The organism is Pseudomonas sp. 01L34, from assembly GCF_056400265.1.
Genome location: NZ_JBFTSX010000011.1, coordinates 90,016 through 113,797 on the forward strand (window position 1 = coordinate 90,016; position 23,782 = coordinate 113,797).

Consider the following 23,782-nt stretch of genomic DNA (forward strand, 5'->3'; position numbering starts at 1 on the left):
GGCGTCATGGGACTTCACTCATTCAAGCGACCACAGGCTCAGCAAGGCGTGGCATTGGTGGAATTCACCCTAGTCCTGCCGCTGTTGCTTCTGTTGTTACTGAGCCTCGGCGAATTCGGCCGCATGCTCTATCAGTACAACGTCCTGTTGCAGGCCAGCCGTGATGCCGACCGTTTTGTCGCCAGCCAGGCCTGGGACTCGACGCTCGGCGCTATCGCTCTGAGCAATACGCTGCTGACCCAGACGAAAAACGTCGCGGTCTATGGCGTGCCCAGCGCTACCGGCAGCGCTGTGGTGTCAGGGTTGACGACCGCGAACGTAGCGGTCGCCGCGGTAGGCACCGACCATGTGCGAGTCACCATCACCTATAGCTTCTGCCCGGTGATTGGCAGTGGCAATTGTGTCGGCACGTTTCCTGGTCTTATCGGTGGGCAGTTTGCGCTGGCCATTCCGTTGGTTGCCACCACTGTCATGAGGGTGCTGTGATGAATAAAAAACGCATGCACGGCACCTATGTCGTGGAGTTCGCCTTCATCGGCATGCTGGTGTTCATCCTGTTGTTCGGCGTGGTGGAAATGGGCCGCCTGTACTTCACGGTCAGTGCGCTGGATGAAGCCGCGCGGCGTGGTGCGCGGCTGGCAGCGGTGTGCAACATCAGCGATCCGGTGGTCTTGCGGCGGGCAATTTTCAACGCCTCGACCGACGCCGGTACGAGCCAGCTGATCACAAGTCTGGCCACCACCAACCTGACGCTGACCTATCTGGACGTTAACGGTGCTGTGGTGGCCAATCCCGGCGACCTGGTCAGCGCCACTGGTTTTCGTGCCATCCGTTATGTCCAGTTGAGTCTGCAAGGCTTCGTTTTCAATCTGTTTATTCCCGGGTTCGGCGTGCCCATTACCTTGCCTGCATTCAAGGCAACTTTGCCACGCGAAAGCCTCGGGCGTCATTCCGATTCCGGGGAGATCACACCATGCTGAATACCAAGGACACCCCGCTCTCCAGCTCGACCGGCAAGACCGGGCTGCGGTTGCTGATCAGCAGTCGTGATGCCACCTCGTTGCGCGATCTGCAGAGTGTCTGCCAGCGCATGCCCTGCCTGGAGGTGAGCACTCGCCTGGTGAGTAATGGGCATGTCGACCCGCTCTACGGCCTGGACCGCATGCCCGATCTGTTGCTGTTGCGCGTCAGCCATCTGTGGCGCGAAGAATTGGCGGCGCTGTTGCAGCGTCCGGCCCATGAGCGTCCGCCGATGTTGGTGTGCGGTCTGCTGACCGAGCAGGAAGGCATGCGCCTGGCGATGCAGGCCGGCGCCCGTGACGTGCTGCCGGAGCCTATCGCCGAGACCGAACTGGTTGCCGCCTTGAATCGCCTGGTCATGGAGGTTCGCACCGGCAGCGGGACAGAAGGGAAATTGATCGCCGTGATGAGCGCCAAGGGCGGCTCCGGCGGAACCTTGCTGGCTTGCAACCTGGCTCAACAGCTCAGCGTCAAGGGCGGCAGTACCCTGCTGTTGGACATGGACTTGCAATTCGGCAGTGTGACGCATTACCTGGATGTGGCGCAGACGCACAGCCATCTCGAGGTGTTGCATCAGATCGATGGCATGGACAGCGTCGCGCTACGCGGTTTTTGCAGCCACTTCAGCCCGACCTTGCATGTGCTGGGTGGTCGGGCCGGTGAGCTGTGCCTGCCGCAGGACGCCCAACCCGAGCAACTTGACACCCTGTTGCAACTGGCCCGCGCCAGCTACGACTGGGTGGTGATCGACCTGCCGCGGCAAATCGACCACCTCACCGGCTCCGTGCTGGAACAGGTGGATCGGGTGTACGTGGTGGTGCAGCAGAGCGTCAGTCATCTGCGCGATGCCAGCTCCCTGGTGCGGATTCTTCGCGACGATCTGGGTGTGCGCGGCGATCAGTTGCAGATTGTGGTCAACCGCTATGACAAGGCCGCAGCGATCAGCCTCAAGGATATTGGCGAGGCACTGCGCTGCACCAATCTGTCGAAATTACCCAACGACTTCAACCTGGTCAGCCAGAGTCAGAACACTGGCGTGCCGTTGGGGCTGCATGCGCCGAGGGCCGCGATTACTACCGCCCTGCGCGACATGACCGAGGACCTGGTCGGTCAACAGGTGGCCGGGAACAAAGGCTTACTCAAACGCGCCTTCAACCGTTTTTTCGGGGGATGACCCATGATCAGCGACTTTCGTAACCGCTTGCGCAAACAGTCCGGTAAACCCGCAGCATCGTCAGCTGCTCAGGGCGACGACCTGCTGGATCCGGCAGAGGAAACAATGGCGTGGGAGCGTGCAACACCGGACGTTCTTTACGAAACCAGAAGCCAGGTCACCCCGGTGGAAGCCGAGTGGCGGGAAAAAATCTACCAGCAATTGCTCAAGGTCATGGACCTGTCCTTGCTGGACTCCCTTGAACAGGCCGAGGCCTCACGGCAGATCCGTGATATTTGCCAGCGCCTGCTCGACGAGCATTCGGCACCGGTGAGTACCACCAGCCGCCAGTTGATCATCAAGCAGATCACCGACGAGGTGCTCGGTCTGGGGCCCCTGGAGCCGTTGCTGGCCGATCACAGCGTGTCCGACATTCTGGTCAACGGCTATGCCTCGGTCTATGTCGAGCGCTTCGGCAAACTGCAACGGACCGATGTGCGTTTTCGCGATGATCACCATTTGCTGAATATCATCGACCGCATCGTGTCCAGCCTGGGTCGGCGTATCGACGAGTCCTCGCCATTGGTGGACGCCCGGCTCAAGGACGGTTCGCGGGTCAACGCGATTATCCCGCCGCTGGCCATCGACGGCCCGAGCATGTCGATTCGCCGTTTTGCGGTGGACCTGCTCAATACCGACAGCCTGATTCAGGTGGGGACATTGACCCCGGCCATTGCGCTGCTGCTCAAGGCGATTGTCCGCGGGCGCCTGAACGTGCTGATTTCCGGCGGTACCGGTAGCGGCAAAACCACCATGCTCAACGTGTTGTCCAGTTTCATCCCGCACAACGAACGGATCGTCACCATCGAAGACTCGGCCGAGCTGCAACTGCAGCAGCCCCACGTGGTTCGCCTGGAAACCCGGCCTTCGAACATTGAGGGGCGTGGCGAGGTGAGTCAGCGCGAGTTGGTGCGTAACAGTTTGCGGATGCGCCCGGACCGCATTGTGATCGGCGAAGTGCGTGGCGCCGAGGCGCTGGACATGCTGACCGCCATGAACACCGGCCACGACGGTTCATTGACCACGATCCACGCCAACACCGCGCGCGATGCGTTGGGGCGAGTCGAGAACATGGTGTCGATGAGCGGGGCGACCTTCCCGATCAAGGCCATGCGTCAGCAGATCGCGTCGGCCATCGATGTGGTGATCCAGCTGGAACGTCAGGAGGACGGCAAGCGCCGGCTGGTCAGCGTGCAAGAGATCAACGGCATGGAAGGCGAGATCATCACCATGACCGAAATTTTCTCCTTTGCGCGCCAGGGCATGGGTGAAAACGGTGAAGTGCTTGGCGATTATCGCCCCAGCGGCATGATTCCGGCCTTCCGCGATGTGCTGGCCAAGCGCGGCATCGAGTTGCCGCTGACGATGTTCAGGCCTGAATGGATGGAGGCACGGCAGCCATGAGCCATATTCCTGCTGAATTCATTGTGATGTTCCTGGGCATGGTGTTTATCGCCGTGTTCCTCTTGTCCCAGGGCGTGGTGGTGCCGGTGTTCGGCGAAGCGGGCAAGATGCGCAAGCGCATCCGCGGCCGTTTGCATGTACTGGAAAAAGCCAACAATTTGCCCAACATGCAGACGGTGTTGCGGCAGAAATACCTGACACGTTTGTCGCCACTGGAGGCCATGCTCGAGCAGTTGCCGTTCATGGCGAGCCTTACGCAGATGATCGAGCAGGGCGGCCATGAATACCGCGCTTATCGAGTGATCTTGCTCGGGCTGTTCCTGGGCGTGTGTGCGGGCATCTCGATCTGGATGGTCGTGACCGTCTGGTGGATGGCGTTGCTGGCAGGCTTCGGGGTGTTCTGGTTACCCCTGCTGAAAATTTCTCGTGACCGTAGCAAACGTTTCGCTGCGTTTGAGGAAGGCCTGCCGGATGCGCTGGATGCCATGTGCCGGGCCTTGCGTGCCGGGCACCCGTTCAACGAAACCCTGCGTCTGGTCGCCGAGGAGCACAAGGGGCCGGTCGCTCATGAGTTCGGCCTGACCTTTGCCGACATCAACTATGGCAACGATGTTCGCCGGGCCATGCTCGGCCTGCTGGAGCGCATGCCCAGCATGACGGTGATGATGTTGGTGACTTCGATCCTCATCCACCGCGAGACTGGCGGCAATCTGACGGAAGTGCTGGAGCGTCTGAGTCGGCTGATCCGCGGGCGTTTCCGCTTTCAGCGCAAGATCAAAACCCTGTCGGCGGAAGGGCGCATGTCGGCCTGGGTGCTGGTGGCGATTCCCTTTGTGCTGGCTATTGCGATCGTGCTCACAAGCCCCAGCTACATGCCTGTGCTGCTCAATGATCCCATCGGCCACAAGCTGATCATCGGGGCTTTCTGCGCCATGTTGATCGGGATTTTCTGGATACGAAAAATCATCCGGATTCAGGTTTAAGCGATATTCGCTACCGGGAGGTACAGGTCATGGACTTTTTACTCGGGTTGTTCAGTCGGTTCACGGGGAACGAGGAAGTAGCGCGCCTGTTGTTCCTTGGCGCGATCGGTTTGAGTACGGTGCTTGCGGTCGTCGCCTTGATGTTGCTGATGCTGGGTCTCCAGGACCCGGTACAGCGTCGTCTGGCGCTGATCAAGCGCGGTTATTTGGGCAATACGGCAGGGCAGGAAGCGCCGAGTAATCTGCAGCTGTTGCTGGAGCGGGTCGGCCAGCGCTTTGCCTCGGCTGAATCGGCCCAGGCGTCAGTTACCCAGACTCTGTTGACGCATGCGGGTTACCGCTCCTCTTCGGCGGTGCAGATGTACTGGGCGGTGCGCTTGATGTTACCGCTATTGATGGTCGGCCTTGCGTTGTTGCTGTTGCCGCTGATTCCCAAGGTTTCCCTGGCTGTGGGGCTGTTGTTGGTGGTCATGGTGGCCGGTATCGGATGGTTGCTGCCAGCGCTGTATGTCGCCAAGCGTAAGCAGGCGCGTCAAAACCGACTGCGTATCGCGTTTCCAGATGCGCTGGATCTGATGGTGGTCTGCGTGGAGTCAGGCCTGTCACTGCCCACGACCATTGAACGGGTGGCTGAAGAAATGTCGGTCAGTCATGTTGAACTGGCTGAAGAGCTGGCCCTGGTCAATGCGCAGATCCGCGCGGGCATCACCAGTACCGAGGCGCTCAAACAACTGGCCATACGCACCGGTCTGGAGGACGTGCAAGGGTTGGTCAGCTTGTTGGCGCAGAGTATTCGCTTTGGTACCAGCGTGGCCGACACCCTGCGCATCTATGCCGATGAATTCCGTGATCGGCGTACGCAGGCCGCCGAAGAGGCGGGGGCGAAAATCGGCACCAAGCTGATATTTCCACTGATTTTCTGCCTGTGGCCGAGCTTCTTTCTGGTCGCCATCGGCCCGGCCATGATTGGCGTAATGAAAGCATTCGGAAATATGTAAGAGGATCGGGTGGGGGGCTGTCGAATCAGATGGCCTTGCCACCCGAACCTGATCTGTACTTCCCCTCCCAAGATCTACACCGCTCGCTCCTACGGGCAATGTTGTTCACTTAAGCCGTAATGCGATCTGTAGCAGCTGGCGAAGCCTGCGTTCGGCTGCGAAGCAGTCGTAAAATCAGCCATTGCGGTGCGTCAGGTACATCACGGCAGCCGGACTCACGACTGCTGCGCAGCCGAACGCAGCCTTCGGCAGCTGCTACAAAGAATGCGTCGCGGCTGAAACTGTTTAAGTGAACAGCATTGCGCTCCAGGGGGACTCGGTCAGAACTGAACAATGTGTAGATGCCAATACTTTCCAGCAGACGTGATTAAGCCTGGCGTTTTAGCCAGGCTACTCTGGACGATGCCAGAGGTTGATCATCCATTGACGTCCCTCAGTTGCTGCTGGAGGTCATTTTCCCCCCAGCCTTCTGCTCAAAGAACATCGGGATCGGGTAGGTGAAGCTGTTCAGCCAGCGCTGGAAGGACAGGTCACGCTCAGTGACCGATGCAGTTTGTCGAAAAGGGGAGGCAACCACACCACGAATCTGTAGCTGCATCCACTGTTCGGTGCCCTTTTGCGGCGCCGAGGAGGGACCTGGCTCAATAGCCCAGGCACTGGTGGACAGGCAAGCCATGCACACAATCAACAGCCCTTTGGTATTCATCTCGACTCCTCGTACGTTCTACTTGATCGCAGCATTGGCTGAGGCATCGACTACGGCCTCAGTCTTGCGATTCCCCTCGGAAGCCACCGCTTTTTTGGCAGAGGCCTTGAGTTTTTCCGCTCGGGTTTGAGCCTCTGCAACTTGCTGGGGACTCAAGCTGGCGCGGTTCGCGAGTTCGGCAGCCGCCTTCCAGTTATCCTGATAGATCAGCAGCGTCACCATGTTGAGTGCCGCCAGTGAATCCGCCTGCTTGAGCTCCATGGCCGTCATGAACTCGAAGCGTGCTTCAGGGATCCGTCGCTGATTGAGGTAGACGACCCCCAGGTCATTGCGCATCTTGTCGTCGGTGGGGGACATCTTCACCGCGCGTTCGAGGTGAGTGGTAGCGCCGGCGTTATCATTTTTGGCCGCGGCCAACTGGCCCAGGCCATGTTCCCCTTCAGCGGCCAGACAGGTGCCGAGCAGGCTTTGATACAACGGCTCCGCATCTTTACGCCCCATCAAGCGCAGCACCCGGGCCTTGCGCAGACGAACCTGGACCAGGTCATCGGGCAAACCTTCCAGGTTCGCCAGGCTGGCATACAAACGGCCTTCGTTGGCCATGTTGTCGGCCAGGTTCAGGGCCAACTCTTGCTCCGAAGCGGGTTTGGCACAACTGCCCGGTCGCGAAACAATACCGTTGGTGGCACAACCTGCGAGCATCAATGTCGCCGTTATTGCAATGACTGCTTTCATCGAGTGTCCTCTGGCTACAACACGTTGAACGCCTGGCCAATGGCAATACAGCTGGCCCGCCAAGCGCTCAAGGTCACCGTTAAGAGTGAGGGCGAAAGCCCGGTTCAGCGTCTGGCTCCGGTTCATTGCGAGAGCCCGGTCTTACTGTCGAAATCACCATTTTCGAGGAAGAACATGCGGTAGAAGTTCGGGTCGTAATTGCGCAGCTGCTCGCCAGGCAACGACGGCAGTTGTGCATTGGCAGCCAGGGGCTGGACCAGATGCGGGGTGACGATCATCAGCAGTTCGCGCTCCTCACGGTTGACGGAGTTGTCGCGGAAGAACGCGCCCAGAATCGGGATATCGCCCAGCCCCGGAAATTTGTTCACCTGGGAATTGTTGCGGGTGCTGATCAGGCCGCTGATGACGAAGCTTTCGCCGTCGGCCAGGGAGATGCTGGTGTCGGTACGGCGTATGGTCAGCGCCGGAACTATCGTGCCGGCGATGCTCACGGCGTTGGTGAAGTCCAGTTCACTGACTTCCGGCGCCACCTTCAGGGCGATACGGTTTTTCTCGATGATGGTTGGCGTCAGAGTCAGGCGGATACCGAACTCCTTGTACTCGATGGAGATGTTATCGCTGCCCGAACTGGGCACCGGAATCGGTACTTCACCGCCGGCCAGGAAGCTCGCACTCTGCCCGCTGAGCGCCACCAGGCTTGGCCGCGCCAGGGTATAGGCGAAACCGCTGCCTTCCAGCGCGTTGATCGCTACCAGGGTGTTACCGGTAGCAAAGTTGAGGTTGAACATGCCGTTGTCCACCGGCACCGACGGTGTGACGACGCCGCCAATGGTAGGCAAGGTTCTCGGCGAGCCGAACAGGAAGTTGCCGCGGGTGCCGAAAATAGACGCTGAGGCTTCCTTGAGTTTGGTCCGGCTGACTTCAACGAAGCGAATATCGGTCTGTACCTGGCTCGGCAGCAGCGGGTCTTCGTAAGGTCCGGTCGACGCGCTGGTCAGCGCCGAGGTGGCCCGGCCCTTGACGAACACCATGCTATGGCGCGGCTCTTTCGAACAGCCGGTCCAGACCATCAGGCTGGTGGTGCCCGGTGTCAGACCAGTGAGCAGGAAGGCGTTGGGGTTGTTGCCGCTGGGTTGCACATCGGCAATTTTCGGGTCACCCACGGCCAGTTGCGTCACCGGAACCGGAGTGCGCAGTTCACTCTGAAGCCCCTGACCGACCTCGAACGTTGCCGGCAATTTGTCCATCTGCGAACAATTGGCCGCCGCGGCCTGAGCCGCGTCCACGCTGAGGCCCATCCAGAACAGGCCATGGATAATTCGCTTGAAAGCGGGCACGGTACGATAGCTCATTAAGTGCATCCTCGCTGAATAGGCCATCTACAAGGCAAACCAAGTTGCCTCGGATCACTACAAGGGGCCTTAGTCGACCCTCAACCTCGCCAGAGCACTTACCACTAACGATTAATGCCCCCGGCAATATTCCTTGGTGCTACACGCAAGCAGGTGCAATACGCTGATCCGAATGGACAGCGAGCGACCTTCTAAAACGGCTTTTAGTGATCCAGATACCTGGGCTGCCGACCCGAGCAACAGGCTCAGGCTCGACAACCATCGCGGTTATAGGCGGCACTTCCCGCCAACCTGACTCCCCTAAAAAGCAACCGGCAATCACAGCTCTGCGCCGGTAAACGCCTGTCAGGATCATAGTGAGGTAACTCCTTTTGCCAATTCGCTATCTGATCTCTGAACCTAAACGTCAAAATTCAAACCGTTATGACTTCTTCTTGTTTGAAGGTAGTTCAAACAAAGCAAAGCGCCATGATTTCAAACAAAACTTTAAGGGCAGAGTGTGGAGATAGCCGTGTTGCTGGCGTTGGAGCCGCAAAAAATGCTGTTCTACGAGGCGACCAAGGCGGCAGGACTTACATGGACAGAATCAGGCGCCCGGCGAACAGAATGAGGATCACCCCCATGGTTCGTTCGAACCAGTGCCCCATGCGCATGAACAGCAGTCGCACCCGGGCGCTGGAAAAGAACAGGGCCACGATCACGAACCACAAGGCGTTCACGAAACACATCCACAACCCGTACAGCGCCTGTATCTGCAACGGTGTCGAGGCACTGATGATGGTGGTGAAGATCGCCAGAAAGAACAGCGTAGCCTTGGGGTTGGTGGCGTTGGTCAGAAACCCCGTGCTGAAGGCCTTGAACAGGGTCTGCTGCTCAGTTGACGCTGCCGCGCCGTTGTCGCCTTCAGTCGCCACTTTGGGTTTGCTGCGCAACAGGCTCACACCGAGATACAAAATGTAGGCCCCCCCGATCACCTTGGCCACCGTCAATAGCCAAGGCGTGGTGTGCATCAATGCGCCGACGCCGAGCAAGGTGTACAGCACATGCACGGAAATGCCTGCGCCGATGCCCAGCGCCGTGCAGATGCCCACTAAACGCCCGAAACGCACGCTTTGGCGGATGGTCACGGCGAAGTCCGGCCCGGGAGCTACCACGGCCAGAAAATGGATGGTTGCCAGCGCCAGAAACTCGCCCAGGTAATTCGAAAACATCTCAACTCCAGAAAGTCAGGGGGGATGCATTGCCGCGGTAGCCGACAAAGAAAGAAAGGCTCAATCGCGGATCGTCCACACCCGGCGTCACCGAGTGCATGCGGCGTGAATTGAACATGATGAAATCACCCGGCTCAGGGCGAACCTCCAGGGTCGGAGGTCCGAGCAAGGCCGGATCGATGCCGTAACTGTCGCCACGCATCTCGTCGAACTGGTCCGGGGAAATGTCGTGGTCCCACATCTGCAATGCGCCGCCCTCGGTCGGCATGTTCAGGTAAACATTGCAGGCGAACTGCGCTTCCAGGCTTCTGGCCTGGAAACTGTCCGGGGCGTCCTTGGCGAAAATGTCGTGATGGGCGAGGAAGCACACGCCGGGTTTGACCACGCGCGATAGCCCGACATACATCTTGCGGCCATAGAGATTTTCCAGATGCGCCCCCGCCGGCCAGGACTCATCGAGCATGCAGCGCAGGGTGTCGACAGGCGAGGAGTAGGGCGCACAACGGCTGCGCAACTCGGCGATGTTGCTGGTGGCGCGCTCGAAATAGTCTTCGATCAGCAGTGGCTGGTTTTCCGCTTCGTAAAACGCCATGCCGATGCGACCGATGCTCGGTGCGTTGATGTAGCCTTCGAAGCCGGGGGCGAGGATCTTGTCGCCGATCTGGATCGCCAGTGGCCGAGGCAACAAGCCTCTGACGCGGATGGCGAGGACTTCTTCGTTGGCCAGTTTTTGTATGCACGTCTCATCGAGACGCTCGACGTCAAGCATCATGTCTTAGGTCCATCTATCAGATAGTCAACAGAGCCCGCGAACGCAGGCTCCTCCGGCGTCAGGCGATGACGGGGTCGACATCGCCCAAAAGCTCAATCCACGTGGTAGTGGACTGACAGCGTTCCCTTTTTCTGCGAAAGGGAAGCGATCGTGACCTTGCCCAAATCCTTCAGGCTACGTACATGGGTGCCGCCGCAGCCGTAGGCGGGCAGCTCACCGAAACCGATTTCACGGGCGCCTTCGCGCAACGACGTCAAGCGTGGCAGATCATGGGCGATCCATTGCTTGATGCCGTGCTGAATCGTCTGGGCATCAACCTCCTGCGCGCCATCGCCCGGTTTGAATTGCACACGTCCTTCATCCGGCCAGTGATGAGCCTTGATCGGCATCCAGCCCATGGCCTGAACAAAGTGACCGATCAGGTGCCCCGCCGAATGCATGCGCGTATTGAACTGGCGGCGTTGCTCGTCGACCCGAATCTGGATCATGCCGAGTTTTACCGGGTGGTCGACGAAATGGATGATCCGCTCCGTTTCCTGCACCACGCGCAGCACCTGGCTTTCGCCGATCCAGCCGGTATCACAGGGTTGCCCGCCGCCCTGAGGGTGAAACAGAGTGGCGCGCAGCACCACGGCGAACTCGTTCTCATAGGGCGTGCAATCCAGGACTTCCACGTTGGCCCTGAGGTCATCACTATGGAAAAAGAGGCGAAGCGTCATATTCCATGCCCTTATTAAAGTTTCTATTTTTATTATATGAACCGTGGAATTGCGTGATAATCCGTTCAACCATCAAAGGACTGTTGCGCTGTGAGCATAAATCTTCCCCTGCCGCTGCTCGGTGAAATGGCGATTTTCGTCAAGGTTGTCGAAACCGGCAGTTTCTCCGAAGCGGCGCGTCAGTTGGGGTCTTCCCCCTCGGCGGTGAGTCGCAGCATTTCGCGGCTGGAGAAGGCGCTCGCCACGCGTTTGTTGCAACGAACCACGCGCAAGCTACGCCTGAGCGACGGAGGCGAAGAGGTGTTCAAGCGCTGCCAGGAGATGGTCAGCGCGGCGAAGTCGGTGATGGAAATCAGCGGTCAGTTCACCCAGGAAGCGGAAGGGCTGGTGCGCGTCAGCGTGCCCAAGGCCGTCGGGCGATTTGTGATTCATCCACATATGCCGGAGTTTCTGCGGCGTTATCCCAAAGTGGATGTGGAGTTGTTGCTCGAGGACCGCCAGGTGGATTTGATCGATGACAACGTCGACCTGGCCATCCGTATTACCGATCGGCCCCCTGCGGGGCTGGTGGGGCGCCAATTGCTGACCATCGACCATTTGCTCTGCGCCACGCCGCAATACCTGGCCGAGCACGGCACACCGACTCATCCCCACGACTTGCTCAATCACAGCTGCATCTATCTGGGCGAAACCCCGAGCGATGCGCGCTGGAAGTTCAAGAAAGGCAGTAAAGCCGTGACCGTCGGCGTGCGCGGACGTTACGCCGCCAATCACACGGGCGTGCGATTGGGCGCGGTATTGCAACACATCGGGATCGGTAGCCTGCCGTACTTCACCGCCCGTTATGCGCTGGAACAGGGGCTGATTGTGCAGGTATTACCGGACTGGACCTTTCTGGCGTCCTACCACGGAGGCGCCTGGCTGCTGCATTCGCCCACCCGCTATCTGCCGCCCAAGTTACGGGTGTTCATCGACTATCTGGTGGAATGCCTGGAGAAGGAGCCGACCTTGAGCAATCCGGGCAAGCCAAGCGCGATGGGCAAGGGCGCGGCAGCGTATGAGTTGCCGGAGAGTGATGGGTTGTTTTGATCTTTACCCGGCCAACAAAAAAGGCCCGCATGATTAACCATGCGGGCCTTTTGCGTTACTGATTGGAGATCAGTGCTTGCTGTCCTGGTTCGACATCGCCAGCAGCTGTTTTTCCTGATTCCAGTCGAACGGTTCATCGTTCTGTTCGGCTTCGAAGCGACGTTCTTCCAGCGCCTGGTACAGGTCGATTTCATCATCGGGCATGTAGTGCAGGCAGTCACCGGCGAAGTACCACAGCAGATCGCGCGGCACCAGGTGGGCGATTTGTGGGTAGCGGGTGATGATCTGGCACAGGATGTCCTGGCCCAGGTATTGGCTTTCGATCGGGTCGACCGGCAGCAACGCACGCAGTTCGTCGAAGCGCTCCAGGAACAAGGCATGGCTTTCTTCGGGAACCTGTTCGGCCTCACCTACGGCGACCAGGATACTGCGCAGGTGGTCGAGCAAGACGAGATGATCGGCAACGACATTGGACACGAGATAAGTCCTCAAGAGCAAAACGGGCGCAGGAGTATAAAGCTCCCGCGCCCCTTTTTCACAGGGTAAAGCGCCCCATGATGGTAAGGCGACACACGGTCCTCTGGATTAGCGGACCTTGCCCTTGCCCAGCACCAGCACCTCTTTATCGAAATCATCGACGTCGATCACCTTGCGCCGCGCCACCTCCACCTCACGCAAGGTCTCGGCTTCAACCGGTTGCAAGACGCCAGCCTCCAGTGCGGCATCGATGACAGACTCCCCGACAGTGGGTTTGACCTGGCGACTTCTCAGCGCCGTGTTGAGTTTTTTCTGTAGCGGTTTGGCGGCGTTCAGCAAGTCGCAGGCGTGCTGCAGGGCGCCGACCGGATCCTCTGTCGATTGCGGGCGGTAGCAGCCCGCCAATAACTCCTCAAGGGTCGGGTCGCCCTTGGCGCGGCCGAGGACTGCTGCGACTTTGGCCGCCAGTCTGTCCGACGGGCCTCTGTGCCGGCGACCGAACGGGAACACCAGTACCCGCAGCAGGCAGCCGAGTACCTTGTTCGGAAAGTTGGTCAGCAGTTCGTCCAGCGCACGCTCGGACTGGCCGAGGCTCTCTTCCATGGCCCAGGCGAACAACGGACGCATATGCTCCGGCGAATCGAGATCGTGATATCGCTTGAGCGCAGCGGAAGCCAGATACAGGTAGCTGAGCACATCGCCCAGACGTGCGGACAAGCGTTCGCGGCGTTTCAGGTCGCCGCCCAGCAGCATCATGCATTGGTCTGCAAGCATGGCAAATGCTGCGGCCTGACGGTTGAGGGCGCGCACGTAGCGTTGGCTGAGCTTGTCCCCGGGCATGTGTTCGAAGTGCCCGAAGCCAAGGTTCAGCACCAGGGTGCTGGCGGCGTTGCTCACGGCAAAACCAATGTGATTGAGCAGCAGGGCGTCGAATTCGATCAGCGCCTGTTGTTTGTCTTCGCGGTGGACAAGGGCCATTTCCTTGAGCACGAACGGATGGCAGCGAATAGCCCCCTGGCCGAAGATCATCAGGTTGCGTGTCAGGATGTTCGCACCTTCGACCGTGACGGAAATGGGCGCACCTTGCCAGCTACGCGCGAGATAGTTGTTCGGGCCCATGATGATGGCCTTGCCGCCGTGAACATCCATGGCGTGGCTGATGCACTCGCGACCGCGTTCGGAGAGGTGGTATTTGATGATGGCGGAGGGCACCGACGGCTTTTCGCCGAGGTCGACGGCGTTGGCGGTGAGCATCCGCGCGCTGTCCATCAGCCAGGTACTGCCGCCGATCCGCGCCAGTGCTTCCTGAATCCCTTCGAAGGCTGACAGCGGTGCGTTGAATTGCTCGCGAACCTGCGCATATTGGCCTGTCACCAGGCTGCTGAACTTGCCCGCGGCGGTACCGATGGCAGGCAGCGAAATGGAACGCCCGACCGACAGGCAGTTCATCAGCATCATCCAGCCTTCGCCGAGCATTTCCTGACCGCCGATGATGAACTCCAGCGGTATGAACACATCCTTGCCGGCGTTCGGGCCGTTCATGAAGGCGGCGCCCAGCGGCAAGTGACGGCGACCGATGTCTACACCGGGAGTCTGGGTTGGAATCAAGGCGAGACTGATCCCCAGGTCGACTTTGTCACCCAATAGATGGTCCGGGTCATAGGCCTTGAAGGCCAGGCCGATCAAGGTCGCCACCGGACCGAGGGTGATGTAGCGTTTTTCCCAGTTCAGGCGCAAGCCAAGGGTTTCCTGGCCTTCCCATTCACCTTTGCAAATCACCCCGGTGTCGGTCATGCCCCCGACGTTGGAACCGGCCATCGGGCCTGTCAGGGCAAAGCAGGGGATATCGTCGCCGCGGGCCAGCCGTGGCAGGTAATGATTGCGTTGTTCGTCGGTGCCGTAGTGCAGCAGCAGTTCCGCCGGGCCGAGGGAGTTGGGCACCATGACGGTGGAGGCCAGGTCACCGCTGCGGGTCGCCAGTTTCATCGCGATCTGGGAGTGCGCATAAGCCGAGAAGCCTTTGCCGCCGTACTCCTTGGGAATGATCAGGGCAAAAAAGCCATGCTGCTTGATGTGATCCCAGGCCTTGGGCGGCAGATCCATCAACTGGCCGATCTGCCAATCGGTGACCATCGCGCAGAGCTCTTCGGTCGGGCCATCGATAAACGCCTGTTCCTCTTCGCTCAGCTGCGCTTTTGGATAGGCCAGCAGCTTGTTCCAGTCCGGACGACCGCTGAACAGCTCGCCATCCCACCAGACCGTGCCGGCTTCAATGGCTTCACGCTCGGTTTGCGACATGGGCGGCAGGTTTTTTTGAAACCAGTTGAATATGGGCGCCGTGAACAGTTTTCGGCGCAGGTCCGGCAGCAACAGGGGGGCGGCCACGGCCGCGAGCAACACCCAGAAAATCAGCAGTAGCCAGACGGGGGCATGGCTCGCATGTCTGAAGATGCCCATCGCCAGCAGATAGGCAGCGATGATGCCCAAAGCGGGCAGAGGCGCGGTGCGGCGATGTGCCAGATAGGCAATCCCGACCACCAGAACCAGTATCCACAACAGCAGCATAATTAATTCTCCTGAAGCCAGGGGCAAAACCACTCTCAGAGCTTAGACGGCATCCATAAAAGTGGGTGGTCGGAGCGATCGGGTTGAGCTTGTAGGACGAAACGGCCGGACTTCGTCAGTTATTTCGATGCAGGGCTCGTCAACAGGGCGGGCAAGCGCTGATATTTGGCCGAAACGTCGTTATCTCTGTGCTGAAGGTGTCGCTAGACTCGTGGCTTCCCCCAGGAGATAGCTCCCATGCACGCGTATCTGAGCCCCGGCCGCTTCATCGACAGTGACCATCCCTCGGTGGTGGAGTTCGCCGAAAAACATCGTGGCGCCGGGCGCGATCCGCAGGAGCAGGCGATCAATCTCTATTACGCCGTGCGCGAGGCCGTGCGCTACAACCCCTACACCTTCAGCCGTGATCCGCAGACCTTGCGCGGCAGCTATGCGCTGGCGGCCGGGGAGAGTTATTGCGTGCCCAAAGCCACGCTGCTGGCAGGTTGCGCTCGGCATTGCGGGATCCCGGCGCGTATCGGTCTTGCGGATGTGCGCAATCACCTGTCGACGCCGCGCCTGCTCGAACTGCTCAAGAGTGATGTGTTCGCCATGCACGGCTACACCGAGTTTTATTTGAACGAGCGTTGGGTCAAAGTCACGCCGGCCTTCAATCAACAACTCTGCGAGTTGTTCAATGTCGCGCCGCTGGAGTTCGACGGGATCAACGACAGTGTGTTCCATCCCTTCAACCGTGACGGCGAGCAGTTGATGGAGTACCTGGTTGATCACGGCCAGTTCACCGATGTGCCTGAAGCGTTCTTTTTCGAGCACCTCGAAAAGTGCTATCCGCATTTGTTCGGCGAGTGGCTGCCGCTGCAACTGGGTGACATGCAGAGCGATTTGAGTCGCGCCTGATCCGGCGTATGCTGCCTGCGCATTCATCCAACAAGGGGCGGTCATGCTGAAAATCTGGGGTCGGAAAAATTCGTCGAATGTCAGAAAACCGTTGTGGGCCGCCGAAGAGCTGGGCCTGGCCTATGAAGCCATCGATGCCGGCGGTGCCTTTGGCGTGGTCGACACGCCTGAGTACCGGGCGATGAATCCCAACGGTCGCGTGCCGGTGATCGAAGACGACGGCTTCGTGCTGTGGGAATCCAACACCATCGTGCGTTACCTGGTGGCTCGCCATGCCAGCGGCACTGCCTGGTATCCGACGGACCTGCAAGCCCGTGCCTCGGCCGAAAAGTGGATGGACTGGACCACCTCAAGTTTTGCCGCGCCGTTTCGCACGGTGTTCTGGGGCGTGTTGCGCACCCCGCAAGAGCAGCAGGACTGGCCGGCCATCAAGGCTGCGATCAAGGAGTGCGACGATCTGCTGTCGATGGCTGATCAAGCGCTGGCGGTTAAGCCATACCTGTCGGGCGATGAGATCGGCATGGGCGACATTCCCTTGGGCAGCTTCATTTATGCCTGGTTCGAGATGCCGATCGAGCGCGCGCCGCTGCCACATCTAGAAGCCTGGTACGCACGGTTGAAACAGCGTCCGGCCTATCGCAAAGCCGTCATGACCGCGTTGACTTAATACTCACTATCAACACGCGTGACTGTACTTGTGTGGCGGCGACAAGCACCATTGCGCTCATGCGCCGCGGTTGCATTGCTCGCCGCCCGCCCTTATTTATTCCTTTCTTCCCTTCCTGGTGCGTAAATCCGATATGAGTTCCGCTCTGTCCATCCGGCAGCTAACCAAAACCTACGGCAACGGTTTCCAGGCCTTGAGTGGTATCGATCTGGACGTCGCCGAAGGTGACTTTTTCGCCTTGCTCGGCCCGAATGGCGCCGGCAAATCCACGACCATCGGCATTATCTCGACCTTGGTGAACAAAACCAGCGGCACGGTGAATGTGTTCGGTCACGACCTGGACAAGGAACCAGCGGCGCTCAAGCGCTGCATTGGTGTGGTGCCCCAGGAGTTCAACTTCAACCAGTTCGAAAAGACCTTCGACATCGTCGTGACCCAGGCCGGTTACTACGGCATCCCGGCGAGAATCGCCAAGGAACGCGCCGAGCAGTACCTGACCCAACTGGGGTTGTGGGACAAGCGCGATGTGCCGTCGCGCTCCCTGTCCGGCGGCATGAAGCGCCGACTGATGATCGCCCGGGCGCTGGTTCACGAGCCACGCCTGCTGATCCTCGACGAACCGACGGCGGGGGTGGACATCGAATTGCGTCGCTCGATGTGGACCTTCCTCACTGAACTGAACAAGAAAGGCATCACCATCATCCTCACCACCCACTACCTGGAGGAGGCTGAGCAGTTGTGCCGCAACATCGGCATCATCGACCACGGCACCATTGTCGAGAACACCAGCATGAAGCAGTTGCTCAGCCAACTGCATGTCGAGACGTTCCTGCTGGACCTGAAGAACACCTTGCAAGTGGCGCCGCAGTTGCTTGGTTACCCGGCCAAACTGATCGACAGTCATACCCTGGAAGTCCAGGTCGACAAGGCCATGGGCATTACCGCGCTGTTTACCCAGTTGGCGCAGCAGAACATCGAAGTGTTGAGCCTGCGTAACAAAACCAATCGCCTCGAGGAGTTGTTCGTGTCCCTGGTGGAGAAAAATCTGTCGAAGGTGGCGGTATGAGTTCCGAGCTGCAACCCAACCTCGTTGCCCTCAATACCATCGTTTACCGTGAGGTCAAGCGCTTCACCCGGATCTGGCCGCAGACCTTGCTGCCGCCAGCCATCACCATGGTTCTGTACTTTGTGATCTTCGGCAATCTGATCGGTCGGCAGATCGGCGGCATGGGTGGCTTCACGTACATGGAGTACATCGTGCCGGGGCTGATCATGATGTCGGTGATCACCAACTCCTATGGCAACGTGGTGTCGAGTTTCTTTGGCAGCAAGTTCCAGCGCTCCATCGAAGAACTGATGGTGTCGCCGGTGTCGCCCCATACGATTCTGATCGGCTACACCCTGGGCGGCGTGCTGCGCGGGTTGATGGTCGGGCTCATCGTGACGCTGCTGTCGCTGTTCTTCACCACGCTACAGGTGCATCACCTGGGCGTGACCGTTCTGGTGGTGCTGCTGACGGCGACGATCTTCTCGTTGCTGGGTTTCATCAACGCGGTATTTGCGCGCAATTTCGATGACATCTCGATCATCCCGACCTTCGTGCTGACACCGCTGACGTACCTGGGCGGGGTGTTCTACTCGATCAGCTTGTTACCACCGTTCTGGCAGACCGTTTCGCTGGCCAACCCGGTGCTGCACATGGTCAACGCCTTCCGTTACGGCATTCTTGGCGTGTCGGACATCAAGATCAGCGTGGCGATCGCTTTCATGCTGGTAGCGACTGTTGTGCTGTACATCGGTTGTGCGCGGCTGCTGGTGAGTGGGCGCGGGATGCGTACCTGATCGAGACCGTGTCACGGCCTTCGCGGGCAAACACCGCAAAAAGAAACGGCCTCCCAAGTGGAGGCCGTTTTTCATTCCTGCATCCGGCTGCGCTTACGCCGTGCCCACTGCCGACTCACCCACCAGCGCCAATACATCATCACCAGACAATAAGCCAACGCCCCAAGCACCAGCCCCGTTACCACCGAACCCAGTAAAAACGGTTGCCACAAAGTCGAGAGCTCGCCGCTGATCCATGCCCAGGTCAACTCGTCCGGCAAGCTCCTGGCGGGGACGTCCATCAACCAGGCGCCGGTCTGGTAGGTGCAGAAGAACACCGCCGGCATGGTGATCGGGTTGGTCAGCCAGACCAGGCTGACCGCTATCGGCATGTTGCCGCGCACTACGATGGCGAGGATGGCCGCCAACAGCATTTGCAACGGGATGGGCAGGAACGCCGCGAACAGGCCGACGGCCATGGCCCGCGCGACGGAATGACGATTGAGGTGCCAGAGGTTCGGGTCATGCAGCAGGGTGCCAAGAAAGCGTAAGGATTTGTGTTCCCTGATGCTGGTCGGGTCTGGCATGTAGCGTTTGAATAAGCGCCGGGGCATAAGGCTTCTCGGTCGGTTAAGGCGGCAAGTATGTCTGGATTCTACGAACCGCCCATTCAGACTTTGTGACAATTGTTAACGACGCCTGTGCGGCGCGACGGCTAAGCCTAGGGAGGGGACTCTCAAGGACGGGCTTATGCGCACAGGGATGATGGCGCTGGCGTTGGGTCTGCTGGCCCTGCGTTTTTTGCCGGCACTGCCGCCGACAGGGTTGTGGCTGTTGTTGCCGGTAGTGGGTTTGATGTTGTTGCCGTTTCGAACCTTTCCACTGGCATTTTGGTTGTTTGGCTTCAGTTGGGCGTGTGCGAATGCGCAGTGGGCGCTGGATGATCGCCTGGCGCTGAAGCTCGATGGCGAGACTCGCTGGGTCGAAGGCCGGGTTACCGGGTTGCCGCAGCAGGCCGAGGGTGTAGTGCGTTTCGAACTGACAGACAGTCAGTCGCGTCGCACCCAACTGCCCCGGCACCTGCGTCTGGCCTGGTATGGCGGGCCGCCCGTCAACAGTGGCGAGCGGTGGCGGCTGGCAGTCAAATTGAAGCGTCCTGCCGGGCTGCTCAACCCTCATGGTTTTGATTACGACGCCTGGTTGCTGGCCCAACGTATTGGCGCCACTGGGACCGTCAAGGACGGTCAGCGACTGGGGCAAGCGCAGTGGGCCTGGCGCGACGGCATTCGTCAGCGTTTGCAGGCCGTGGATGCGCACGGGCGAACGGGAGCGCTGACGGCGTTGGTGCTGGGGGACGGCGCCGGGCTGAGCCGTGAGGACTGGCAGGTGCTGCAAGACACCGGCACCGTGCATCTGTTGGTGATTTCCGGGCAACACATTGGTTTGCTGGCGGGGCTGGTGTATCTGCTGATCGCCGGGCTGGCGCGCTATGGCTTATGGCCCAGGCGCTTGCCGTGGCTGCCATGGGCGTGTGGGCTGGCGTTCGCGGCGGCGCTCGGTTATGGGCTGCTGGCCGGTTTCGAGGTGCCGGTGCGTCGGGCCTGCCTGATGATTGGTCTGCTGTTGTTGTGGCGGCTACGGTTTCGTCACCTCGGCGCCTGGTGGCCGCTGTTGCTGGCGCTTGACGGTGTTTTGCTGCTGGACCCGCTGGCAAGCCTGCAACCGGGTTTCTGGTTGTCCTTTGCGGCAGTAGCGGTGCTGATTTTCACCTTTGGTGGGCGATTGGGCCCGTGGCGTTGGTGGCAAACCTGGACCCGTGCCCAATGGCTGATCGCAATCGGTCTGTGCCCGCTGCTGTTGGTACTGGGGTTGCCGATCAGTCTCAGCGGGCCGCTGGCCAATCTTCTGGCGGTGCCCTGGATCAGCCTGCTGGTCTTGCCGCCGGCCTTGCTCGGAACGCTGCTGTTGGCCGTTCCCTATGTGGGCGAGGGGTTACTGTGGTTGGCTGGCAGTCTGATCGACCTTTTGTTCAAGGGGCTGGCGTTGGTGGCCGGGCAATTGCCCGCGTGGGTGCCGGTGGCGGTTCCGTTGTGGGTTTGGGCGTTCGGCGCACTGGGCGCATTTCTGCTGTTACTGCCACCGGGCGTGCCGTTGCGCCCGCTGGGCTGGCCGATGTTGCTGTTGCTGGTTTTTGCGCCCCGGCACACGCTGCCTGAAGGCGTTGCCGAAATCTGGCAACTGGATGTCGGCCAGGGGTTGGCCATTCTGGTGCGCACCCGCCATCACACACTGCTGTATGACGCCGGGCCACGGTTCGGCGATATCGACTTGGGTGAGCGGGTGGTGTTGCCAACATTGCGCAAACTGGGGGTGAATGGACTTGATTTGATGCTGATCAGCCATGCCGACGCCGATCACGCCGGCGGTGCGCGAGCGATTGCCAGCGGTGTGCCGGTGACTCGGGTACTGAGTGGCGCCCCACTGGCCCTGCCGGACGAGCTACATGCCGAGGGCTGCGAGAGCGGTCAACAGTGGACCTGGGACGACGTGCGGTTCCAGCTCTGGCAGTGGTCGTCGGCCAGCGACAGCAATCAGAAATCCTGCGTGCTGCAGATCGAAGCCAACGGCGAGCGGTTGCTGCTGACCGGCGATATCGATACCGCGGCCGAGCGGGTGCTGCTCGACAGTCCACTGGCGGTGCCGACGGACTGGTTGCAGGCCCCGCACCACGGCAGTCGCAGCTCATCTTCGATGGCGTTGCTCAGCGCTCTGCTGCCTAAAGCGGTGCTGATTTCCCGTGGCAACGGTAATTCTTTCGGTCATCCCCATCCCACAGTCGTGGCGCGTTATCAAAAGCGTGGCATGGCGATCTACGACAGCGCCGAGCAGGGTGCCATTCGTCTACAACTGGGGCGCTTCAAACCACCTTGGACGATGCTTCAGGAACGGCGTTTCTGGCGCGATCCGCCAGCATTGCGCCAGTAGCCCGCGTCATTAAAGCCCGACCGGATGCGACATCGCGGTCTTCGGTGCGCCCAACCCCTATGTTAGAGTGGCGCACTTTTTCGAGGGGACTGTCACTGTGTGGGAATTGGTCAAATCCGGCGGCTGGATGATGCTGCCGATCATTCTGAGTTCCATCGCGGCCATGGCGATCGTCGCCGAGCGTCTCTGGACCCTGCGCGCCAGCCGCGTGACCCCGGAGCACTTGCTCGGGCAGGTCTGGGTCTGGATCAAGGACAAGCAACTCAATAAAGAAAAACTCAAGGAGTTACGCGCCAACTCTCCGCTGGGCGAGATCCTCGCTGCCGGTCTGGCGAACTCCAAGCATGGTCGCGAGATCATGAAAGAGTGCATCGAAGAGGCCGCCGCGCGGGTGATTCATGAGCTCGAACGTTACATCAACGCCTTGGGCACCATCGCCGCCATGGCTCCGTTGCTGGGGCTGCTGGGTACGGTGCTGGGCATGATCGATATTTTCAGTGCGTTCATGGGCACGGGCATGGGCACCAACGCCGCGGTGCTGGCCGGGGGTATTTCCAAGGCCTTGATCACCACCGCCGCGGGCCTGATGGTCGGCATTCCGGCCGTGTTCTTCCACCGCTTCTTGCAACGCCGGATCGATGAGCTGGTGGTGGGCATGGAGCAAGAGGCGATCAAACTGGTCGAGGTTATTCAGGGCGATCGCGACGTGGACCTGGCCGAGGGTAAAGCGTGAAATTCCGTCGTAAACCACGGGAAACGATAGACATTAACCTCGCGTCGCTGATCGACGTGGTGTTTATCCTGTTGCTGTTTTTCGTCGTGACCACCACCTTCACCCGTGAAACCCAGTTGCGCGTCGACCTGCCGGAAGCGGTCAGCGGCTCCCCGGCCGAAGACCAGCAGCTCAAGCAACTGGACATCGCCATCAGCGCCGACGGGGCGTATTCGGTCAACAACCAGCTGTTGCCGAAGAACGACCTGACCAGCCTGATGGAAGCGCTACAGAAAGAATCCAATGGCGACACCAATCTGCCGTTGTCCATCAGCGCCGATGGCAAAACCCCCCATCAGTCCGTCATCACCGCGATGGACGCTGCCGGCAAGCTCGGTTTCAGCCACTTGCGCATGACCACTGTCGAGGCGGCGCCGGCGTCCTGATGGCCATGTCCGATCGATTGCTCGCCGCATGGTACGAAGGTCATCCGGCGTTGAAGCTGTTGCAGCCTCTTGAATGGCTGTATCGACGCGTGGTCAATGGCAAGCGCGAGCGCTTTTTGGCGGGCGAGGGCGAGATCTATCAGTCGCCGGTGCCGCTGATCGTGGTCGGCAACATCACGGTGGGCGGTACGGGCAAGACGCCGCTGATTTTGTGGATGATCCAGCACTGCCAGCGCAGCGGTCTGCGGGTCGGAGTGGTCAGCCGTGGTTACGGCGCCAAACCGCCGCAATTGCCGTGGCGGGTCGCGGCGGATCAAGGCGCGGACGTGGCGGGCGATGAGCCGCTGTTGATCGTCCAGCGCACCGGCGTGCCGCTGATGATCGACCCGGACCGCAGCCGTGCGGTCAAAGCCTTGCTGGCGAGTGAGCCGCTGGACCTGATCCTCTCCGACGACGGTATGCAGCATTACCGGCTGGCTCGAAACCTGGAACTGGTGCTGATCGACGCCGCTCGCGGCTTGGGCAACCGCCGTTGTCTGCCCGCCGGACCATTGCGCGAACCGGTCGAGCGCCTGCAAAGCGTCGATGCAGTGCTGTACAACGGCGCTGCCAATGATCGCGAAGACGGTTTTGCCTTTCAGTTGCAACCCACCGAACTGGTCAACCTGCACAGCGGCGAACGGCGGCCTCTGGACCACTTTCCCGCCGGTCAGGCCCTGCACGCCGTGGCCGGGATCGGCAATCCCCGGCGTTTCTTCACGACCCTCGAAACGCTACACTGGCGGCCAGTGCCCCATGCATTTGCCGACCACGCCGAATACAGCGTGCAGGCCTTGAATTTCACACCGTCATTGCCAGTGGTGATGACAGAAAAGGACGCGGTGAAGTGCCGTGCCTTCGCCGCCGCCGATTGGTGGTACCTGGCGGTCGATGCTGCGCCATCGCCGGCCTTCGTGGCCTGGTTCGATACACAGCTGATGCGCCTGTTGCCGGCTCGTCTTTTGCCTTAA

The 23,782-nt window shown here is 60.0% G+C and carries 24 protein-coding genes; 15 read left to right on the top strand and 9 right to left on the bottom strand.

The window, feature by feature from the left end; all coding sequences use genetic code 11:
• Positions 1 to 6: 6 nt before the first annotated feature.
• From AC1DQM_RS27850 to AC1DQM_RS27875, 6 genes are read left to right on the top strand one after another with little or no spacing between them, the layout of a single operon-like run.
• Entirely contained in the window at positions 7 to 486 is a 480-nt protein-coding gene (locus AC1DQM_RS27850; protein ID WP_018926255.1) for a TadE/TadG family type IV pilus assembly protein, read from the top strand.
• A complete protein-coding gene (locus AC1DQM_RS27855; protein ID WP_018926254.1) occupies positions 486 to 980 on the top strand; it encodes a TadE family protein in 495 nt (164 codons plus the stop codon). The genes AC1DQM_RS27850 and AC1DQM_RS27855 overlap by 1 nt, the downstream gene beginning before the upstream one ends.
• A complete protein-coding gene (locus tag AC1DQM_RS27860; RefSeq protein ID WP_018926253.1) occupies positions 974 to 2,194 on the top strand; it encodes an AAA family ATPase in 1,221 nt (406 codons plus the stop codon). The genes AC1DQM_RS27855 and AC1DQM_RS27860 overlap by 7 nt, the downstream gene beginning before the upstream one ends.
• Positions 2,195 to 2,197: 3 nt before the next feature.
• Positions 2,198 to 3,637, top strand: a complete 1,440-nt coding sequence (locus AC1DQM_RS27865) for a CpaF family protein (RefSeq protein WP_477747130.1) — start codon at positions 2,198 to 2,200, stop codon at positions 3,635 to 3,637.
• Positions 3,634 to 4,620, top strand: coding sequence for a type II secretion system F family protein (locus AC1DQM_RS27870; protein WP_018926251.1), 987 nt, complete (start codon positions 3,634 to 3,636; stop codon positions 4,618 to 4,620). Before AC1DQM_RS27865 ends, AC1DQM_RS27870 begins: the two co-directional genes overlap by 4 nt.
• Before the next feature lie 29 nt (positions 4,621 to 4,649).
• Positions 4,650 to 5,618 (top strand): type II secretion system F family protein, encoded by a 969-nt coding sequence (locus tag AC1DQM_RS27875; protein WP_064616559.1) that lies wholly within the window; start codon positions 4,650 to 4,652, stop codon positions 5,616 to 5,618.
• Between the two features lie 433 nt (positions 5,619 to 6,051).
• On the opposite strand, the gene AC1DQM_RS27880 is transcribed toward AC1DQM_RS27875, so the two are convergent.
• From AC1DQM_RS27880 to AC1DQM_RS27905, 6 genes are all read right to left on the bottom strand, one after another.
• Positions 6,052 to 6,324 carry a DUF3613 domain-containing protein gene (locus AC1DQM_RS27880; protein WP_018926249.1) on the bottom strand — a complete coding sequence of 91 codons (273 nt, stop codon included), beginning with the start codon at positions 6,322 to 6,324 and terminating at the stop codon, positions 6,052 to 6,054.
• Positions 6,325 to 6,342: 18 nt separating this feature from the next.
• Positions 6,343 to 7,059, bottom strand: coding sequence for a tetratricopeptide repeat protein (locus AC1DQM_RS27885; protein WP_026286433.1), 717 nt, complete (start codon positions 7,057 to 7,059; stop codon positions 6,343 to 6,345).
• 122 nt (positions 7,060 to 7,181) lie between these two features.
• Positions 7,182 to 8,411 (bottom strand): type II and III secretion system protein family protein, encoded by a 1,230-nt coding sequence (locus tag AC1DQM_RS27890; protein ID WP_442115296.1) that lies wholly within the window; start codon positions 8,409 to 8,411, stop codon positions 7,182 to 7,184.
• Positions 8,412 to 8,983: 572 nt separating this feature from the next.
• The gene (locus AC1DQM_RS27895) at positions 8,984 to 9,622 is read right to left on the bottom strand and encodes a LysE family translocator (protein WP_138866990.1); all 639 of its coding nucleotides are present in this window, start codon (positions 9,620 to 9,622) and stop codon (positions 8,984 to 8,986) included.
• 1 nt (position 9,623) lies between these two features.
• Entirely contained in the window at positions 9,624 to 10,394 is a 771-nt protein-coding gene (locus AC1DQM_RS27900; protein WP_428634287.1) for a 2OG-Fe(II) oxygenase, read from the bottom strand.
• A gap of 92 nt (positions 10,395 to 10,486) precedes the next feature.
• Entirely contained in the window at positions 10,487 to 11,113 is a 627-nt protein-coding gene (locus AC1DQM_RS27905) for an alanyl-tRNA editing protein (protein ID WP_018926244.1), read from the bottom strand.
• A 90-nt stretch (positions 11,114 to 11,203) separates the two neighbouring features.
• On the opposite strand from AC1DQM_RS27905, the gene AC1DQM_RS27910 reads away from it, so the two are divergent.
• Positions 11,204 to 12,202, top strand: coding sequence for a LysR family transcriptional regulator (locus AC1DQM_RS27910; RefSeq protein WP_064616565.1), 999 nt, complete (start codon positions 11,204 to 11,206; stop codon positions 12,200 to 12,202).
• A 69-nt stretch (positions 12,203 to 12,271) separates the two neighbouring features.
• On the opposite strand, the gene AC1DQM_RS27915 is transcribed toward AC1DQM_RS27910, so the two are convergent.
• Both AC1DQM_RS27915 and AC1DQM_RS27920 read right to left on the bottom strand, forming a co-directional pair.
• Complete coding sequence (locus tag AC1DQM_RS27915; protein WP_007938686.1) at positions 12,272 to 12,679, bottom strand: PA2817 family protein; 408 nt, start codon at positions 12,677 to 12,679, stop codon at positions 12,272 to 12,274.
• A 108-nt stretch (positions 12,680 to 12,787) separates the two neighbouring features.
• Positions 12,788 to 15,244 (bottom strand): acyl-CoA dehydrogenase, encoded by a 2,457-nt coding sequence (locus AC1DQM_RS27920; RefSeq protein WP_477747131.1) that lies wholly within the window; start codon positions 15,242 to 15,244, stop codon positions 12,788 to 12,790.
• A 237-nt stretch (positions 15,245 to 15,481) separates the two neighbouring features.
• On the opposite strand from AC1DQM_RS27920, the gene AC1DQM_RS27925 reads away from it, so the two are divergent.
• The 4 genes from AC1DQM_RS27925 (at position 15,482) to AC1DQM_RS27940 (ending at position 18,650) form a co-directional block, all read left to right on the top strand.
• Positions 15,482 to 16,141 carry a transglutaminase-like domain-containing protein gene (locus AC1DQM_RS27925; RefSeq protein WP_018926241.1) on the top strand — a complete coding sequence of 220 codons (660 nt, stop codon included), beginning with the start codon at positions 15,482 to 15,484 and terminating at the stop codon, positions 16,139 to 16,141.
• A gap of 43 nt (positions 16,142 to 16,184) precedes the next feature.
• Complete coding sequence (locus tag AC1DQM_RS27930) at positions 16,185 to 16,808, top strand: glutathione S-transferase family protein (RefSeq protein WP_018926240.1); 624 nt, start codon at positions 16,185 to 16,187, stop codon at positions 16,806 to 16,808.
• 133 nt (positions 16,809 to 16,941) lie between these two features.
• Positions 16,942 to 17,874 (top strand): ABC transporter ATP-binding protein, encoded by a 933-nt coding sequence (locus AC1DQM_RS27935; protein ID WP_018926239.1) that lies wholly within the window; start codon positions 16,942 to 16,944, stop codon positions 17,872 to 17,874.
• Complete coding sequence (locus AC1DQM_RS27940; protein WP_018926238.1) at positions 17,871 to 18,650, top strand: ABC transporter permease; 780 nt, start codon at positions 17,871 to 17,873, stop codon at positions 18,648 to 18,650. Before AC1DQM_RS27935 ends, AC1DQM_RS27940 begins: the two co-directional genes overlap by 4 nt.
• A gap of 71 nt (positions 18,651 to 18,721) precedes the next feature.
• Here the strand turns inward: AC1DQM_RS27940 and AC1DQM_RS27945 are convergent, their stop codons facing one another.
• The gene (locus tag AC1DQM_RS27945) at positions 18,722 to 19,243 is read right to left on the bottom strand and encodes a DUF2062 domain-containing protein (protein ID WP_018926237.1); all 522 of its coding nucleotides are present in this window, start codon (positions 19,241 to 19,243) and stop codon (positions 18,722 to 18,724) included.
• Positions 19,244 to 19,379: 136 nt separating this feature from the next.
• Here AC1DQM_RS27945 and AC1DQM_RS27950 point away from each other — a divergent pair, with 136 nt between their 5' ends.
• The 4 genes from AC1DQM_RS27950 (at position 19,380) to lpxK (ending at position 23,782) form a co-directional block, all read left to right on the top strand.
• Entirely contained in the window at positions 19,380 to 21,614 is a 2,235-nt protein-coding gene (locus AC1DQM_RS27950) for a DNA internalization-related competence protein ComEC/Rec2 (protein WP_442115298.1), read from the top strand.
• Positions 21,615 to 21,711: 97 nt separating this feature from the next.
• The gene (locus AC1DQM_RS27955; protein ID WP_007941964.1) at positions 21,712 to 22,347 is read left to right on the top strand and encodes a MotA/TolQ/ExbB proton channel family protein; all 636 of its coding nucleotides are present in this window, start codon (positions 21,712 to 21,714) and stop codon (positions 22,345 to 22,347) included.
• Positions 22,344 to 22,772, top strand: a complete 429-nt coding sequence (locus tag AC1DQM_RS27960) for an ExbD/TolR family protein (RefSeq protein ID WP_105342963.1) — start codon at positions 22,344 to 22,346, stop codon at positions 22,770 to 22,772. Before AC1DQM_RS27955 ends, AC1DQM_RS27960 begins: the two co-directional genes overlap by 4 nt.
• Positions 22,772 to 23,782, top strand: coding sequence for a tetraacyldisaccharide 4'-kinase (lpxK, locus tag AC1DQM_RS27965; RefSeq protein WP_138866993.1), 1,011 nt, complete (start codon positions 22,772 to 22,774; stop codon positions 23,780 to 23,782). The genes AC1DQM_RS27960 and lpxK overlap by 1 nt, the downstream gene beginning before the upstream one ends.

Excerpts from the sequence above, each read along its gene's own strand:
- AC1DQM_RS27860 (WP_018926253.1), top strand. The coding sequence starts at position 974 with ATGCTGAATACCAAGGACACCCCGCTCTCCAGCTCGACCGGCAAGACC.
- AC1DQM_RS27850 (WP_018926255.1), top strand. The coding sequence starts at position 7 with ATGGGACTTCACTCATTCAAGCGACCACAGGCTCAGCAAGGCGTGGCA.
- AC1DQM_RS27905 (WP_018926244.1), bottom strand. The coding sequence starts at position 11,113 with ATGACGCTTCGCCTCTTTTTCCATAGTGATGACCTCAGGGCCAACGTG.
- AC1DQM_RS27880 (WP_018926249.1), bottom strand. The coding sequence starts at position 6,324 with ATGAATACCAAAGGGCTGTTGATTGTGTGCATGGCTTGCCTGTCCACC.
- AC1DQM_RS27945 (WP_018926237.1), bottom strand. The coding sequence starts at position 19,243 with ATGCCCCGGCGCTTATTCAAACGCTACATGCCAGACCCGACCAGCATC.
- AC1DQM_RS27855 (WP_018926254.1), top strand. The coding sequence starts at position 486 with ATGAATAAAAAACGCATGCACGGCACCTATGTCGTGGAGTTCGCCTTC.
- AC1DQM_RS27870 (WP_018926251.1), top strand. The coding sequence starts at position 3,634 with ATGAGCCATATTCCTGCTGAATTCATTGTGATGTTCCTGGGCATGGTG.
- AC1DQM_RS27900 (WP_428634287.1), bottom strand. The coding sequence starts at position 10,394 with ATGATGCTTGACGTCGAGCGTCTCGATGAGACGTGCATACAAAAACTG.
- lpxK (WP_138866993.1), top strand. The coding sequence starts at position 22,772 with ATGGCCATGTCCGATCGATTGCTCGCCGCATGGTACGAAGGTCATCCG.
- AC1DQM_RS27890 (WP_442115296.1), bottom strand. The coding sequence starts at position 8,411 with ATGAGCTATCGTACCGTGCCCGCTTTCAAGCGAATTATCCATGGCCTG.
- AC1DQM_RS27925 (WP_018926241.1), top strand. The coding sequence starts at position 15,482 with ATGCACGCGTATCTGAGCCCCGGCCGCTTCATCGACAGTGACCATCCC.
- AC1DQM_RS27865 (WP_477747130.1), top strand. The coding sequence starts at position 2,198 with ATGATCAGCGACTTTCGTAACCGCTTGCGCAAACAGTCCGGTAAACCC.
- AC1DQM_RS27920 (WP_477747131.1), bottom strand. The coding sequence starts at position 15,244 with ATGCTGCTGTTGTGGATACTGGTTCTGGTGGTCGGGATTGCCTATCTG.
- AC1DQM_RS27875 (WP_064616559.1), top strand. The coding sequence starts at position 4,650 with ATGGACTTTTTACTCGGGTTGTTCAGTCGGTTCACGGGGAACGAGGAA.
- AC1DQM_RS27930 (WP_018926240.1), top strand. The coding sequence starts at position 16,185 with ATGCTGAAAATCTGGGGTCGGAAAAATTCGTCGAATGTCAGAAAACCG.
- AC1DQM_RS27950 (WP_442115298.1), top strand. The coding sequence starts at position 19,380 with ATGCGCACAGGGATGATGGCGCTGGCGTTGGGTCTGCTGGCCCTGCGT.
- AC1DQM_RS27940 (WP_018926238.1), top strand. The coding sequence starts at position 17,871 with ATGAGTTCCGAGCTGCAACCCAACCTCGTTGCCCTCAATACCATCGTT.
- AC1DQM_RS27885 (WP_026286433.1), bottom strand. The coding sequence starts at position 7,059 with ATGAAAGCAGTCATTGCAATAACGGCGACATTGATGCTCGCAGGTTGT.
- AC1DQM_RS27895 (WP_138866990.1), bottom strand. The coding sequence starts at position 9,622 with ATGTTTTCGAATTACCTGGGCGAGTTTCTGGCGCTGGCAACCATCCAT.
- AC1DQM_RS27935 (WP_018926239.1), top strand. The coding sequence starts at position 16,942 with ATGAGTTCCGCTCTGTCCATCCGGCAGCTAACCAAAACCTACGGCAAC.